Source organism: Pseudomonas floridensis, assembly GCF_002087235.1.
In the GTDB taxonomy this organism is placed as follows: domain Bacteria; phylum Pseudomonadota; class Gammaproteobacteria; order Pseudomonadales; family Pseudomonadaceae; genus Aquipseudomonas; species Aquipseudomonas floridensis.
Genome location: NZ_MUIO01000055.1, coordinates 1 through 14,225 on the forward strand (window position 1 = coordinate 1; position 14,225 = coordinate 14,225).

A 14,225-nucleotide genomic window follows, 5' to 3' on the forward strand; every position below is an offset into this window, starting at 1 on the left:
GCCTTGCGGGGGTTATCGATTTTTCCCGGTGTACGTGAAAAAATGACCCCCGGCGGCCCGCGCCCCCCGGCGCCCATCTGCTGGCCCGCCTCGTTCTTGCTGATATTGCCCTTGCCGGGCCCCCCGGCGCCTCGGGCCTGGGCGTTGGGGGCCCATGAGCCCACGAACGGGACCGCCCCCCCCACCGCCCCCGCCGCACCGATAACAGACGTTGCCGCCACGAGGAAGCGACGCCGGCCAGTATTCACGCCGTCATTGCTCATTGCTGCCTTCTCCCCATCTGCTGTCGACCTGTCGAATCAGACGTCCGCCAGATAACAATTTAGCCGGTATCAAGACGGTTAGCGGGCAAATAATGTCTTTCAGGACCACAACGTCACCCTCTGGCCGACAACTGTAAAACCGTTGTAAACCGGGCATTACAGGCGAAAGACGCCCACTCATGAAAAAAGACGCACATAAAAAAACGCCCAACTCGATAAACGAGGTGGGCGTTCTTTTTGAACGAAGAACGAATTAACGCTTCGAGTACTGCGGACGCTTACGCGCTTTACGCAGACCGACTTTCTTACGTTCAACTTCACGAGCATCGCGAGTCACGAAGCCTGCTTTGCGCAGTGCGCCACGCAGGGTTTCGTCGTACTGCATCAGAGCGCGAGTGATACCGTGGCGGATTGCGCCAGCCTGACCACTTACACCGCCACCGATAACGGTGACGTAGATGTCGAACTTTTCAACGGTCTCGGTCAGTTCCAGCGGCTGACGAACTACCATGCGGGCAGTTTCGCGACCGAAGAACGAGTCCAGAGTGCGGTTGTTGATCGAGATGTTACCAGTACCCGGACGCAGGAAAACGCGTGCGGTTGCGGTCTTGCGACGGCCAGTGCCGTAATTTTGAGTCGCCGACATAATGAACTATTCCGTTAAAACTTCAGTTCTTGGGGCTGCTGAGCAGTATGAGGGTGTACAGCGCCCGCATAGACTTTCAGCTTACGATACATGTCGCGACCCAACGGGTTCTTAGGCAGCATGCCTTTGACCGCGGTCTCGATCACGCGCTCAGGAGCTTTGTCGATCAGCTTTTCGAAGTTGATCGATTTGATCCCGCCCGGAAAACCGGAGTGTGAGTAGTAGATCTTGTCGGAAGCCTTGGCACCGGTAACGCGGATCTGCTCGGCATTGATCACGACGATGTAGTCGCCGGTATCAACGTGCGGAGTGTATTCCGGTTTGTGCTTGCCACGCAGACGGCTCGCGATTTCGGTGGCCAGACGACCCAGGGTCTGACCAGCAGCGTCGACGACGAACCAGTCGCGCTTAACTGTTTCCGGTTTAGCAGTAAAAGTTTTCATTCTTTATAGCCTCAGGGGCCGCCCTGAAAATGAGACGGCGGATCTTACTGAATAGTGCGTACTTTGACAAGTCAAAGGCAGCCGGAAACAGACGCTATCGGGGGCTCGGGTCAGCGCGTCCGTTATACGGCAAGATTCTTCGGCAGACGGCGCATCACTTCCACTGCAAAGAGCTGGCGGATTATACAGGCTGAAAAAATAACCTCAACCGGATTTTTCATTCACGTTCTGTTTATTGCCCCGGACCGCTGCGATGGAGGATATTTGCCGCCCGGAAGCGCAGCCCCGAAAGGCCAGGACACCTCATAACGGTGACGACCTGACTGGACATGCCCGAGAAAAAATAAGACGATCCAGCCGTTGATTGACCATTTACCCATATAAGAATAAAGATTATGCCAACCCAACACTCCGCCCTTCTGCGGCGCGTCAGCATTCTGGCCACCGACAAGGTGTTTGCCTCGACCCTCATGCAGGCCAAGGATTTCTTCCACCTGGCCAGCCTCAGGTACAGTCGCCAGCTCGGCCATGGTCTGGTGCCTGCCTTCGAGATACGCCTGGTCAGCCCGGACGGACTGCCCGTGAGCAGCTTCAGCGACGTCACGCTGCCGGTCGATGGCGGACTGTGCCAGAGCGACATCATCGTGATCCCCGCGTTCTGGGATGATTTCGACGCGCTCTGCCAGCGCTACCCGCAAGTCCTGCCATGGTTGCGCGAACAGCACGCCCAGGGCGCGGTGCTCTGTGGCGAAGCCACCGGCGTATTCTGGCTCGCCGAGGCAGGGTTGCTCGACGGCAAGGAAGCAACCACTTACTGGCGCTTCTTCAGTCAGTTCGCCGAGCGTTACCCGAACGTGCTGCTCAATCAGGAAAAACACCTGACCGACGCCGACAATCTGTACTGCGCAGGCGGCACCACGTCTGCCTGCGACCTGTACATCTATCTGATCGAGCGTTTCTGCGGTGCGAACGTCGCGCAGGCCGTGGCCCGCGACATTCTGTATGAAGTGCGGCGCACGTATGCGCCGGGACGGATCGGCTTCGGCGGCCAGAAACTGCATCAGGACGTAATCATTCTGCAGATCCAGCACTGGCTGGAAGAGCACTTCGCCGACAAATTCCGCTTTGAGGACGTGGCCCGCGAACACGGCATGAGCATCCGCAATTTCATGCGGCGCTTCCAGACCGCGACCGGTGACAAGCCGCTGCATTACCTGCAAAGGTTGCGCATCGAAACCGCCAAGGGCCTGCTGTCCGGTTCGCGCAAAAGCATCAAGACCATTAGCTATGAAGTCGGCTACGACGACGCCAGCTTCTTCGCCCGCCTGTTCCGCCAGCACACCGAGCTGTCACCAAACCAGTATCGGCAGCAGTTTCAGCAGGCCGCCTGAACGGACCAGCCTGGACGTGAAAACGAGAAAGGCCTGCAATGCAGGCCTTTTCGTTCTGGTTCGCTCATCACGCCATCAAGGCTTGTGCGCCCGCGACAGAAATTCGTGGGACTGCATTTCCAGAAGACGGCTCAGGGTGCGCTGGAACTCGAACATCAGTCGGCCACCGGTGTACAGATCCTTCAGCTCGACTTCCGCCGAAATGATCAGCTTGACGTTACGGTCGTAGAACTCGTCAACCATGTTGATGAAGCGACGGGCGATATCGTCGGTAGAAACGTCCATCTGCTCGACACCGCTGAGCAACACGGCATGGAAGATTTTGCCCAGCTCGATGTAATCGTTCTGGCTGCGCGGACCGTCGCACAGCTCGCGGAAATCGAACCAGGCCACGTCGTCGCAGGTGCGCAAGGCACGAATCTCACGATTCTCGATGGTCAGCACGTCGTTTTCGACAGTCTCCGCACAATCTGGCGTCAGCGCTTTGAAGCTTTTGCGCATGCTGTCCTGCGCCGCTTCATTGAGCGGGAAGTGGAACAGCTCGGCCTGCTCGAGGTGACGCAGACGGTAATCCACGCCGCTGTCGACGTTGACGATATCGGTGTTCTGTTTGATCAGCGCAATGGCCGGCAGGAAGCGGGCGCGCTGCAAACCGTCCTTGTACAGACCGTCCGGGACGATGTTGGAGGTGGCGACCAGCGTCACGCCGTTCTTGAACAGCTCCTCCATCAACGTGCCGAGAATCATCGCGTCCGTGATGTCGGAAACGAAGAATTCGTCGAAACAAATCACCCGCGCCTCATCGGAGAACCGCTTGGCGATGATGGTCAGCGGGTTCTTCTCGCCCTTGAGCGTCTTCATCTCCTCATGCACGCGCTTCATGAAGCGGTGAAAGTGGGTACGCACCTTTTCCTTGAACGGCAGGGCATCGAAGAACGTATCGACCAGATAGGTCTTGCCACGCCCTACTCCGCCCCAGAAATACAAGCCTTTGACCAGCGCGGGCTCCTTTTTGCCAAACAGCTTGCCGAACAGGCCGGGCTTGCTGTCATGGGAGGCGACCAGATCGTCGTACAGACGCTGCAAATGCCGCACGGCATTTTCCTGCGCGGCATCGTGGAAGAAGTCCGGGCGTTTCAGATCAGCTTGATATCGTTCTAAGGGCGTCATATTCGTTAGCAAGGCAACAAAAACGGGTCGTCACTGTAGCGACGACCCTGAGGAATGGCAATCAGTCCTGCTGGGGAGCGAGTGCCAACTTGAGGGTCTGGATGGCGCTATCGCGCGTCTGGGCATCGTTGAACACCGGACTGTCCGCCACGCAGGCATCGTCCAGCCACAGCGTGAAGCGATCAGCCTCGGTGCGCAGATCAAGCTCGCCGCCCTGCTGAAGTTGCTTGCTGACCGCGCCTGCCGCCTTGCCGTCGGCAAAGGTACGCGACAACAGCAACTGCTCGCCGTCGGCCGCCAGCAGACGGAAACGGAAGCTGCCGTCATCTTCGCGGAAGCTGACGAAACGAGCGCCCTTGGCAGCTTTCTTCTTGCCGGTATCCGCGCCCTGCACCACGGTGCGGAACGAACGCAGGCCGACTGCTTCACGCAGCTCGCCGAGGAATGGCGTAGCGACGTGACGGGCCTTCTCGGCACCGCTCAACAGAATGTCTTCCAGGTCGGCCGGACGCTCGATCAGGCTCAGATACCTTTCACGCTTTTCGGCCAGTTCGGCGTCCAGCAGAGTAAACAGACGATTCTTCGCCTCGCCCCAGCCCAGACCGTCCAGCAATTCGCTGCGGAATGCAGCACATTGCTCAGGCGTCGAGAACGCCTGATACAGGGTGAACAGATGGGCGTTGTCCGGATCCTTCGCTTCGCCCGGCGCACGTGAGTCGGTGACGATGCGCGAGATCGCGTCTTTCATCTCCTTGGCGCTGCTGAACAAGGGAATGGTGTTGTCGTAGCTCTTGGACATCTTGCGACCATCCAGGCCCGGCAGCGTTGCGACGCTTTCCTCGATCAGCGCTTCGGGCATTACGAAGAATTCCTTGCCCTTGCCGAACAGGTGATTGAAACGCTGGCCGATGTCACGGGCCATTTCGACGTGCTGAATCTGATCGCGACCCACCGGGACCTGATGCGCATTGAACATCAGGATATCCGCCGCCATCAGCACCGGGTAACTGTACAGGCCCATGGTGATGCCAGAGTCCGGGTCTTCACCACCCTCAACGTTCTTGTCCACCGAGGCTTTGTAGGCGTGCGCGCGGTTGAGCAGGCCCTTGGCTGCCACACAGGTCAGCAGCCAGGTCAGCTCGGGGATTTCCGGAATGTCGGACTGGCGATAGAAGGTCACACGGTCAACGTCCAGACCGGCGGCAAGCCAGGTCGCTGCGATTTCCAGGCGCGAGCGCTGAATGCGCAGCGGGTCATCGCATTTGATCAGCGCGTGGTAATCGGCCAGAAAGTAGAACGAGTCGACGTCACTCTGGCGACTGGCAACGATGGCAGGACGAATCGCGCCCGCGTAGTTGCCCAGGTGAGGAGTGCCGGTGGTCGTGATACCGGTCAGGATACGAGTGGTCATGGCAGGTCGCTTATCTATGGGCTGCAATCAATTGGAGAGACGCGGCAGGATCAATTCTTTGAGATCGGTCAGCTTGCCGTGAAAAAAGTGTCCGCATTCTGCCACTTTCAGCAGCTCATGGGGACGTTGCAGCGCGGCAGACCAGGCATAGACCGTTTGCGGATCGATGACTTCGTCGGTTTCAGGCTGGATTACCGTCAACGGGCAGTTCTGCGGCAACACACTCTGGTCGCTCAGACGCGAAGCAGCTGCGGCCACCAGAAACAGGTGCTTTAGTTTTTCGCCCTGAGCCTCGAGCCGACCACCCAGATTCGCCGCGACATAGCCGCCGAACGAGAAGCCGAACAGCGTCATGGGCAAATCGGGGTGTTTTTCACGCAGCCACCTGGCGGCAGCCTGTGCATCGTCGATCTCGCCAGGCCCGGCCACCGACGTACCGGCACTGGCACCGACGCCGCGGTAATTGAAACGCAGAGTGATCAAACCCTCGTCCCGTGCGGTACGCTGCAACGTGGAGACGACTTTATTGAGCATCGTTCCACCCTGGATCGGGTTAGGATGGCAGATCAGTGCAATGCCTCTGGCATCCGGGACGTCCTGATACAGTGCTTCGAGCTGGCCCTCTGGGCCATCGATGAATGTAGGGGTTTCGCGCATGAGCAAAAAAGAACTCCGTGACCTTGAAATGGGTCGACTCGTCTAGCTGAATGTCTGCGGCTTGCATATCAACGACACGTCGCGGGTATACAGCGCAGGTTCGAGCCGTTAACGTAAAGCAAAGCCGTTTATAGAGGAAGGACTCGTGGAACACTCGCTCTTAGTTTGGTTGTTGCCGACTCTCGCCCTGGTTGCCGGTGTCGTCATTGGTTTCCTGGTCGCACGTCTGCTGCCCAACACCGTTCCGAACAGCACCCAGCGCCAGCTGGATGACATTCAGGAGCGCTTCGATACCTATCAGAACGAGGTGGTCACTCACTTCAACAGTACGGCTAACCTGGTACAAAAGCTTTCGCAAAGCTACCACGATGTGCAGGAACATCTCGCCGAGGGTGCCAACCGTCTGGCCCTTGACGAACTGACCCGTCAACGTCTGCTGGCCGCTCTGCACCCGGAGGCCAATCAGGCACCTCGCGACCGCCTGACACCGCCACGCGACACCGAAGCCCCTAAGGATTACGCCCCCAAATCGCCCAACACACCGGGCATGCTGGATGAGCATTACGGCTTGAAGAAGTAATAATCGTACCGCGACACCCAAAGCCCGCCACCGATCAAATGGCGGGCTTTTTTCGGTCATGAAAAAGCATCGGAGGGAGCGCTCACAGGCTTTAAGCTTCCTCCTTCAAGTATCAAAAGCAAAAACCCGCCTGAATCGGCGGGTTTTCTGCAGCAGGCTTAGACCTAGATCGCGCCGCGACTACGCAGCACGTCCAGCACCTGTTTGACGCCTTCGTCCACGGTCAGTGTCTGGGTGTCGATCACCAGATCGGCATCCAGCGGCACGTCGTACGGGAAGGACTCGCCCGGAATGTTGTCGCCATCGGCCGCGTACAGGCCTTGAGGATCGCGCGCACGGCATACTGCAGGCGATGCCTGGACGTACACGGTGATCAGACGGTCCTTGCCGATCAGCGCCTTGACGCGCTCGCGACCTTCGGCGTCCGGCGCAACGAAGGCGGCCAGGGTCAGCAGGCCCGCTTCGTTGAACTGGCGCGCCACGTGAGCGGCACGGCTCCAGTTCTCGGTGCGTCCGGCACGGTTCTGCGGCAGGCCTTTGTTCAGGTCGTGACGCAGGTTCTGACCGTCCAGCACATACACGGCACGGCCCATGTCGAACAGCTTGCGCTCCAGCGCATAAGCCAGCGTGCTTTTGCCTGCGCCGGAAAGGCCGCTGAACAGCACGGTCGCCGGTTGCTGACCGAAGCGCTGGGCGCGCTCTTGCGTGGTCACATGAGCCGACTCGCCATGGTGAGTCGAACCCCCGGCATTGACCGGCCTGGCGATGATCATGCCCGCCGCCACGGTGCCGTTGGTCAAACGGTCGATGACAATGAACGCGCCAGTGGTGCGGTTACTGTCGTAGCCATCCAGCGCGATCGGCGCATCGAGGCTGATCTTGACGCGACCGATCTCGTTCAACTGCAGCGAACTGGCAGGCCCTTCCTGCAGCGTGTTCACATCCACGCGGTGGGTAATGCTGGCAATCGAGCCCGGCACGTAGCTGGTAGCGCGCTTGATGTCGTATTTCTTGCCCGGCAGCATCGGTTCTTCGGCCATCCAGACCAGCATGGCATCGAACGCGTCGCTGACTTGCGGGACATTGTCGGCATGCACCAACAGGTCGCCACGGGAGATGTCAATCTCGTCTTCCATCGTCAGCGTCACGGCCTGACCAGGACCCGCCTGCTCCAGCTCGCCTTCGAAGGTGACGATGGACTTCACGCGGCTGCTCTTGCCCGACGGCAGCACGACGATTTCATCACCCTTGTGCACGATGCCGCTGGCCAGCGTGCCGGCGAACCCACGGAAATTGAGGTTCGGGCGATTGACGTACTGCACCGGGAATCGCAAGTCGGTGTAGTTGCGGTCACTGGCGATCTCGACAGTTTCTAGGATTTCCATCAACGACTGGCCGGTGTACCACGGCGAACGCTCGCTGCGGTTGACCACGTTGTCGCCCTTGAGCGCCGACATCGGCACGAACGCCATGGTGGTCGGCTTAAAGGCAATGCCTTCGGCGAACTTCAGGTAGTCGGCCTTGATCGACTCGAACACGCTCTCATCGAAACCGTTGAGGTCCATCTTGTTGATCGCGACCACGATGTGCTTGATGCCCAGCAGCGACGCGATGTAGCTGTGACGACGGGTCTGGGTCTGCACGCCGTAACGGGCGTCGACCAGAATGATCGCCAGATCGCAGGTCGATGCACCGGTGGCCATGTTGCGGGTGTACTGCTCGTGGCCCGGTGTATCGGCAATGATGAACTTGCGCTTGGCCGTCGAGAAATAGCGGTAGGCGACATCGATGGTGATGCCCTGTTCGCGCTCAGCCTGCAAGCCGTCCACCAGCAACGCCAGATCGACGTCGTCGCCTGTAGTGCCGGACTTCTTGGAATCGCGCGTGATGGCTTCCAGGTGATCTTCATAGATCATCTTGGAATCGTGCAGCAGGCGGCCGATCAGCGTGCTCTTGCCGTCGTCGACGTTGCCACAGGTAAGAAAGCGCAGCATTTCCTTGCGTTCGTGCTGGCCCAGATAAGCGAGGATGTCCTCGCTGATCAAATCGGATTGATGCGACATGTGACACCCCCCTTAGAAATAACCCTGACGTTTCTTTTCTTCCATCGAGCCTGCGCCATCGTGGTCGATGACCCGGCCCTGACGTTCGGAAGTACGCGTCAACAGCATTTCCTGAATGATGTCGGTGAGGCTGGTGGCGTCGGATTCCACGGCACCGGTCAGCGGGTAGCAACCGAGTGTGCGGAAACGCACCTTCTTCTTGACGATGCGCGACTTTTCCTCGTCGGTGAGGTGCTCGAGGATGCGATCGTCGTCGATCATGATCAGCGTGCCGTTCTTTTCGATCACGTCACGCTCGGCCGCGAAGTACAACGGCACGATCGGGATACCTTCAAGGTAGATGTACTGCCAGATGTCCAGCTCGGTCCAGTTCGACAGCGGGAACACACGAATCGACTCGCCTTTGTTGACGTTGCCGTTGTACACGTTCCACAGCTCGGGACGCTGGTTCTTCGGATCCCAGCGATGCTTGCTGTCGCGGAAGGAATACACGCGCTCTTTGGCACGCGACTTCTCTTCGTCACGGCGCGCACCGCCGAACGCCGCGTCGAAACCATGCTTGTCCAGCGCCTGTTTGAGGCCCTGTGTTTTCATGATGTCGGTGTGCTTGGCGCTGCCATGGGTGAACGGGTTGATGCCCTGCGCAACCCCTTCAGGGTTGACGTGGGTAATCAGGTCCAGCCCCATTTCCTCGACCATCTGGTCGCGGAAGCGATACATTTCCTGGAATTTCCAGCGGGTATCGACGTGCATGACCGGAAAAGGCAGCTTGCCCGGGAAGAAAGCCTTGCGCGCCAGGTGCAGCATCACGGCCGAATCCTTGCCGATCGAGTACAGCATCACCGGGTTATCGAACTCGGCGGCGACCTCACGGATGATGTGGATGCTTTCCGCCTCCAGCTGTTTCAGATGCGTCAGTTTGTCAACCATGGTTACTCACGGATTGCGTTCGTTATGGACCGGGAAAACCCGGGGCGGCCTGCGGGCCGTATTCGAGCCGCGCACTTTATCATGCGTGATATCGCTAATCAGCGAAGCGGCTAGATCGAAACGATCTATGCATATGCCCCGCCGTTTGATCGGTCAGATCGGGTTCGGACAGTCGATGAAGATGTGCTCGACGGCAAAGCGCCGCGCCAGATAATCGCCCAGCGCCTGAACGCCGTAGCGCTCGGTGGCGTGGTGTCCGGCGGCGATGAAACTGATGTCGTTTTCGCGAGCACTGTGGAACGTCTGCTCCGATGCCTCGCCACTGAGAAACAGATCCACGCCTTCGAGCACGGCCTGATCGATGTAGCCCTGCCCGCCTCCCGTGCACCAGCCGACCCGACGAATCATCTGACTGCCTTCGATCAGCAACGGCTCGCGGCCCAGCGCGTCCTGCACTCGCCGGGCGAAATCACGCGGGGTCACGGCTTCGGACAGGGAACCGACCAGACCGACCACCTTGGGGTTTTCCGGATCAAGAGGGCCCTCAACGGTGATGTCCAGTTGCCGAGCCAGCTGCACGTTATTGCCCACATCCGGATGAACATCCAGCGGCAAGTGATAGGCCAGCAGGCTGATGTCATGCTTGAGCAACGTTTTCAGACGGCGCTGTTTCATGCCGACGACACAGGGGTTTTCGCCTTTCCAGAAGTAGCCATGGTGCACCAGGATCAGGTCGGCCTGAGCCTCGACTGCGGCATCCAGCAACGCCTGACTCGCAGTGACACCGCTGACGATGCGCATCACTTGTGGACGACCTTCGACCTGCAGGCCATTGGGGCAGTAATCCTGAATACGGGCGCTGTTCAGATAGCGATCGGCTTCTTCAACCAGGGTGCTCAGGGCAACAGCCATAAAAGACTCCTAAATATGCAGTTCAGAGCTGCTTTGTGCTCGTATAATGCCCGCCATTATGGCGCACCCGCGGCAAAAATCTCTGCGCCGAAACCATCAGGACGTGTTCAATGCTCAAGGCACTGCGCTTTTTTGGCTGGCCGCTGCTGGCCGGTGTGCTTATCGCCATGCTGATTATCCAGCGTTATCCACAATGGGTCGGACTGCCCAGCCTGGATGTCAATCTGCAACAGGCGCCGCAGACCACCAATATCATGCAGGGCCCGTCGTCCTACGCGGATGCAGTGAGTGCCGCCGCGCCAGCGGTGGTCAACCTCTATACCACCAAGATGGTCAACAAGGGCAACAATCCGCTGTTCGAAGACCCGCAGTTCCGGCGCTTCTTCGGCGATAACACACCCAAACAGAAGCGCATGGAATCCAGTCTGGGATCCGGCGTGATCATGAGCCCGGAAGGCTACCTGTTGACCAACAACCACGTGACCATTGGCGCTGACCAGATCGTAGTGGCGCTCAAGGATGGCCGAGAAACCATCGCACGCGTGATCGGCAACGACCCGGAAACCGATCTGGCCGTTCTCAAGATCGACCTGAAAAACCTGCCGTCCATCACCATCGCCCGCTCGGACGGCATCCGCATCGGTGATGTGGCGCTGGCCATCGGCAACCCGTTCGGCGTCGGTCAGACGGTCACCATGGGCATCATCAGCGCCACCGGGCGTAACCAGCTGGGCCTCAATACCTACGAAGATTTCATTCAGACCGACGCGGCCATCAACCCCGGCAACTCGGGCGGTGCGCTGGTGGATGCCAGCGGTAACCTGACCGGCATCAACACGGCGATCTTCTCCAAATCGGGTGGCTCGCAAGGCATCGGCTTCGCCATTCCGACCAAGCTGGCGATGGACGTCATGAAGTCGATCATCGAACACGGTCAGGTCATTCGTGGCTGGCTGGGCATCGAAGTTCAGCCGCTGACTCAGGAACTGGCCGAATCGTTTGGCTTGAAGGACCGTCCAGGGATCGTGGTCGCCGGAATCTTCCGGGACGGGCCGGCGCAGAAAGCCGGCTTGCAGCTGGGTGACGTGATCCTGAGCATCAATGGCGAGCCAGCGGGCGATGGACGCCGCTCGATGAACCAGGTGGCGCGCACCAAACCCAAGGACAAGATTGCCATCGATGTAATGCGTAACGGCAAGGAATTGCGGCTCAGCGCCGAAGTGGGCCTGCGTCCGCCACCGGCACCTACACCTGCGGCGAATCCAGGCTAGTCGACTTACAGCGCCTTGATGCAGCCTTCGCGGGCAGGCCAATACCCGTGAAGGCTGCAGAACAGACAGGCGCTGATTCTCAAATATCGCTCAAACCGTCCAGCAGCGCCTGATGCTGTTCGGGCGTACCGATGCTGATGCGCAGGAACTGGGCGATACGTGGTTGCTTGAAGTGACGCACGATCACGCCCTGCTCTCGCAGCTTCGCCGCCAGACCCGCCGCATCGTGTTGCGGATGACGGGCGAAGATGAAGTTCGCAGCCGACGGCAGGACTTCAAAGCCCTTGGCCTCCAGTTGTCCGACCAGCGCCTCGCGACTCTCGATGACCTTGTTGCGGGTCACTTCGAAATGCTCACGATCCTCGAACGCTGCCGCGCCGCCCACGTTGGCCATGCGATCCAGTGGATAGGAATTGAAGCTGTTCTTGACCCGCTCCAGCGCCTCGATCAGATCCGGATGCCCGACCGCCAGACCGACCCGCAGGCCCGCCAGTGAGCGCGATTTGGACAAGGTCTGGGTGACCAGCAGGTTCGGGTAACGATTGACCAGCGCAATCGCGGTTTCACCACCAAAATCGATATACGCCTCATCCACGACCACCACCGAATCCGGGCTGGCCTGAATGATGCGCTCCACTGCGTCCAGCGGCAGCAGGCAGCCAGTCGGCGCGTTCGGATTGGGGAAAATGATCCCGGCGTTTGGACGCGCATAGTCCTCGACACGGATCTGAAACTGTTCATCCAGTGGCACCGCTTCGTGATCGATGCCATAAAGGCCGCAATAAACCGGATAAAAGCTGTAGCTGATGTCCGGAAACAGCAGCGGCGCGTCATGCTTGAACAGACCGTAGAAAATGTGCGCCAGCACTTCATCCGAGCCGTTGCCCAGAAACACCTGATTCGGCTCGACTTCGTAATAGCGGGCCACCGCCTGCTTGAGCAGGTCGCTGTTGGGGTCAGGATACAGACGCAGATCGTCGGTCAGCGCTGTGCGCATGGCGTCGAGCGCCTTGGGCGACGGGCCATAGGGGTTTTCATTGGTGTTGAGTTTGACCAGCCGGGTCAACTTCGGCTGCTCGCCCGGTACGTAAGGCACCAGACCACGGACAAAAGGGCTCCAGAACTTGCTCATCACTTGTCTTCCTCTGTGCCACCGGCTTTCCAGCTCGGGTCGGTGATTCGATATTCGGCGCTGCGGGCATGGCCGCTGAGCGATTCGCCACGGGCCAGAACCGAAGCCGTCTTACCCAGTTCGGAGGCGCCCTCTGGCGAGCAGAAGATGATCGAGGAGCGCTTCTGGAAATCGTAGACCCCGAGCGGCGACGAGAAACGCGCTGTGCCGGAGGTAGGCAATACGTGGTTTGGGCCGGCGCAGTAATCGCCCAGCGCCTCGGAGGTGTGACGGCCCATGAAGATCGCACCGGCATGACGAATCTGCGGCAGCCAGGCTTCAGGATCGGCCACTGACAACTCCAGGTGTTCAGGCGCAATGCGGTTGGCGACTTCAATGGCTTGCGCCATGTCAGCCACCTTGATCAGCGCGCCGCGGCCGTTGATGGAGGTTTCGACAATCGCTGCACGCGCCATGGTCGGCAGCAGGCGCGTGATGCTGGCGGCCACCTTGTCGAGGAACTCGCTATCCGGGCTGACCAGAATCGCTTGCGCATCTTCGTCGTGCTCAGCCTGGGAGAACAGGTCCATGGCGATCCAGTCAGGATCGGTCTGGCCGTCGCACACCACCAGAATCTCGGAAGGCCCGGCAATCATGTCGATGCCGACCTGGCCGAATACGTGACGCTTGGCGGTCGCCACATAGATGTTGCCCGGACCGACCACCTTATCGACCTTCGGCACGCTTTCAGTGCCATAGGCCAACGCCGCGACAGCCTGGGCACCACCAATGGTGAACACCCGGTCAACGCCTGCAATGCAGGCCGCAGCCAGCACCAGCTCATTGATTTCGCCACGCGGCGTTGGCACCACCATGACCACTTCGGTCACGCCCGCCACCTTGGCAGGGATCGCGTTCATCAACACCGACGACGGATACGACGCCTTGCCGCCCGGCACGTACAGACCGGCACGATCCAGTGGCGTAACCTTCTGACCCAGTACCGTGCCATCGGCTTCGGTGTAACTCCAGGAATCCTGCTTTTGCTTTTCGTGGTAGCTGCGCACGCGCTCCGCGGCCTTTTCAAGGGCCTGGCGCTGCGCCGGCGTAATACGGGTCAGCGCCAGCTCCAGACGTTCACGGGGCAGAATCAGATCGGCCATCGACGCGACCTGAAGCCCGTCGAAACGCTGGGTGAACTCGACCAGCGCCTCATCACCGCGCTCGCGTACCGCCTTGATGATGTCGAGCACGCGCTGATTAACCGAGTCGTCAGACACACTTTCCCAGCTCAGCAGATGATCCAGATGTCGGGCGAAATCCGGATCGGCAGCATCGAGTCGGCGAATAGCAGTGGAAGTGGTCATGGCGAGGGCC

Annotated in this window: 14 protein-coding genes; 3 read left to right on the plus strand and 11 right to left on the minus strand. The window is 59.4% G+C overall.

Features of this window, described 5'->3' with window-relative positions; genetic code table 11:
* From BZK31_RS14440 to rplM, 3 genes are all read right to left on the minus strand, one after another.
* A partial coding sequence (locus BZK31_RS14440) for a ubiquinol-cytochrome c reductase iron-sulfur subunit N-terminal domain-containing protein (RefSeq protein WP_157900740.1) occupies positions 1–263 on the minus strand: 263 nt, incomplete at its 3' end.
* A 253-nt stretch (positions 264–516) separates the two neighbouring features.
* Positions 517–909: a 30S ribosomal protein S9 gene (gene rpsI / locus BZK31_RS14445; protein WP_024687149.1), complete on the minus strand. Its 393-nt coding sequence runs from the start codon at positions 907–909 to the stop codon at positions 517–519.
* 14 nt (positions 910–923) lie between these two features.
* Positions 924–1,352, minus strand: coding sequence for a 50S ribosomal protein L13 (rplM, locus tag BZK31_RS14450; protein WP_025261754.1), 429 nt, complete (start codon positions 1,350–1,352; stop codon positions 924–926).
* A 494-nt stretch (positions 1,353–1,846) separates the two neighbouring features.
* Here rplM and BZK31_RS14455 point away from each other — a divergent pair, with 494 nt between their 5' ends.
* A complete protein-coding gene (locus tag BZK31_RS14455; protein ID WP_167377965.1) occupies positions 1,847–2,743 on the plus strand; it encodes a GlxA family transcriptional regulator in 897 nt (298 codons plus the stop codon).
* 75 nt (positions 2,744–2,818) lie between these two features.
* Here BZK31_RS14455 and zapE read toward each other — a convergent pair whose 3' ends face one another.
* From zapE to BZK31_RS14470, 3 genes are all read right to left on the minus strand, one after another.
* The gene (gene zapE / locus BZK31_RS14460; RefSeq protein ID WP_083183644.1) at positions 2,819–3,913 is read right to left on the minus strand and encodes a cell division protein ZapE; all 1,095 of its coding nucleotides are present in this window, start codon (positions 3,911–3,913) and stop codon (positions 2,819–2,821) included.
* Positions 3,914–3,974: 61 nt separating this feature from the next.
* The gene (locus BZK31_RS14465; protein WP_083183645.1) at positions 3,975–5,324 is read right to left on the minus strand and encodes a tryptophan--tRNA ligase; all 1,350 of its coding nucleotides are present in this window, start codon (positions 5,322–5,324) and stop codon (positions 3,975–3,977) included.
* A 27-nt stretch (positions 5,325–5,351) separates the two neighbouring features.
* Complete coding sequence (locus tag BZK31_RS14470) at positions 5,352–5,981, minus strand: alpha/beta hydrolase (protein ID WP_083183646.1); 630 nt, start codon at positions 5,979–5,981, stop codon at positions 5,352–5,354.
* Between the two features lie 145 nt (positions 5,982–6,126).
* On the opposite strand from BZK31_RS14470, the gene BZK31_RS14475 reads away from it, so the two are divergent.
* Positions 6,127–6,561, plus strand: a complete 435-nt coding sequence (locus BZK31_RS14475; RefSeq protein WP_083183647.1) for a Z-ring associated ZapG family protein — start codon at positions 6,127–6,129, stop codon at positions 6,559–6,561.
* A 164-nt stretch (positions 6,562–6,725) separates the two neighbouring features.
* On the opposite strand, the gene cysN is transcribed toward BZK31_RS14475, so the two are convergent.
* The 3 genes from cysN to BZK31_RS14490 form a co-directional block, all read right to left on the minus strand.
* Positions 6,726–8,624, minus strand: coding sequence for a sulfate adenylyltransferase subunit CysN (cysN, locus tag BZK31_RS14480; protein ID WP_083183648.1), 1,899 nt, complete (start codon positions 8,622–8,624; stop codon positions 6,726–6,728).
* Between the two features lie 12 nt (positions 8,625–8,636).
* Positions 8,637–9,554: a sulfate adenylyltransferase subunit CysD gene (cysD, locus tag BZK31_RS14485; RefSeq protein ID WP_083183649.1), complete on the minus strand. Its 918-nt coding sequence runs from the start codon at positions 9,552–9,554 to the stop codon at positions 8,637–8,639.
* A gap of 153 nt (positions 9,555–9,707) precedes the next feature.
* Positions 9,708–10,466 carry a Nif3-like dinuclear metal center hexameric protein gene (locus BZK31_RS14490; protein WP_083183650.1) on the minus strand — a complete coding sequence of 253 codons (759 nt, stop codon included), beginning with the start codon at positions 10,464–10,466 and terminating at the stop codon, positions 9,708–9,710.
* A gap of 110 nt (positions 10,467–10,576) precedes the next feature.
* Between BZK31_RS14490 and algW the strand changes: the two genes are divergently transcribed.
* A complete protein-coding gene (algW, locus tag BZK31_RS14495) occupies positions 10,577–11,737 on the plus strand; it encodes a Do family serine endopeptidase AlgW (RefSeq protein ID WP_083183651.1) in 1,161 nt (386 codons plus the stop codon).
* Positions 11,738–11,816: 79 nt separating this feature from the next.
* Here the strand turns inward: algW and hisC are convergent, their stop codons facing one another.
* Together hisC and hisD are read right to left on the minus strand one after the other, a co-directional pair.
* Complete coding sequence (hisC, locus tag BZK31_RS14500) at positions 11,817–12,869, minus strand: histidinol-phosphate transaminase (protein ID WP_083183652.1); 1,053 nt, start codon at positions 12,867–12,869, stop codon at positions 11,817–11,819.
* The gene (hisD, locus tag BZK31_RS14505; RefSeq protein ID WP_083183653.1) at positions 12,869–14,215 is read right to left on the minus strand and encodes a histidinol dehydrogenase; all 1,347 of its coding nucleotides are present in this window, start codon (positions 14,213–14,215) and stop codon (positions 12,869–12,871) included. Before hisD ends, hisC begins: the two co-directional genes overlap by 1 nt.
* Positions 14,216–14,225: the final 10 nt, after the last annotated feature.

What these genes read in the sequence shown, in the direction of transcription:
- rpsI (WP_024687149.1), bottom strand. Translation starts at nt 909, where the DNA reads ATGTCGGCGACTCAAAATTACGGCACTGGCCGTCGCAAGACCGCAACC.
- rplM (WP_025261754.1), bottom strand. Translation starts at nt 1,352, where the DNA reads ATGAAAACTTTTACTGCTAAACCGGAAACAGTTAAGCGCGACTGGTTC.
- zapE (WP_083183644.1), bottom strand. Translation starts at nt 3,913, where the DNA reads ATGACGCCCTTAGAACGATATCAAGCTGATCTGAAACGCCCGGACTTC.
- BZK31_RS14465 (WP_083183645.1), bottom strand. Translation starts at nt 5,324, where the DNA reads ATGACCACTCGTATCCTGACCGGTATCACGACCACCGGCACTCCTCAC.
- BZK31_RS14470 (WP_083183646.1), bottom strand. Translation starts at nt 5,981, where the DNA reads ATGCGCGAAACCCCTACATTCATCGATGGCCCAGAGGGCCAGCTCGAA.
- cysN (WP_083183648.1), bottom strand. Translation starts at nt 8,624, where the DNA reads ATGTCGCATCAATCCGATTTGATCAGCGAGGACATCCTCGCTTATCTG.
- cysD (WP_083183649.1), bottom strand. Translation starts at nt 9,554, where the DNA reads ATGGTTGACAAACTGACGCATCTGAAACAGCTGGAGGCGGAAAGCATC.
- BZK31_RS14490 (WP_083183650.1), bottom strand. Translation starts at nt 10,466, where the DNA reads ATGGCTGTTGCCCTGAGCACCCTGGTTGAAGAAGCCGATCGCTATCTG.
- algW (WP_083183651.1), top strand. Translation starts at nt 10,577, where the DNA reads ATGCTCAAGGCACTGCGCTTTTTTGGCTGGCCGCTGCTGGCCGGTGTG.
- hisC (WP_083183652.1), bottom strand. Translation starts at nt 12,869, where the DNA reads ATGAGCAAGTTCTGGAGCCCTTTTGTCCGTGGTCTGGTGCCTTACGTA.
- hisD (WP_083183653.1), bottom strand. Translation starts at nt 14,215, where the DNA reads ATGACCACTTCCACTGCTATTCGCCGACTCGATGCTGCCGATCCGGAT.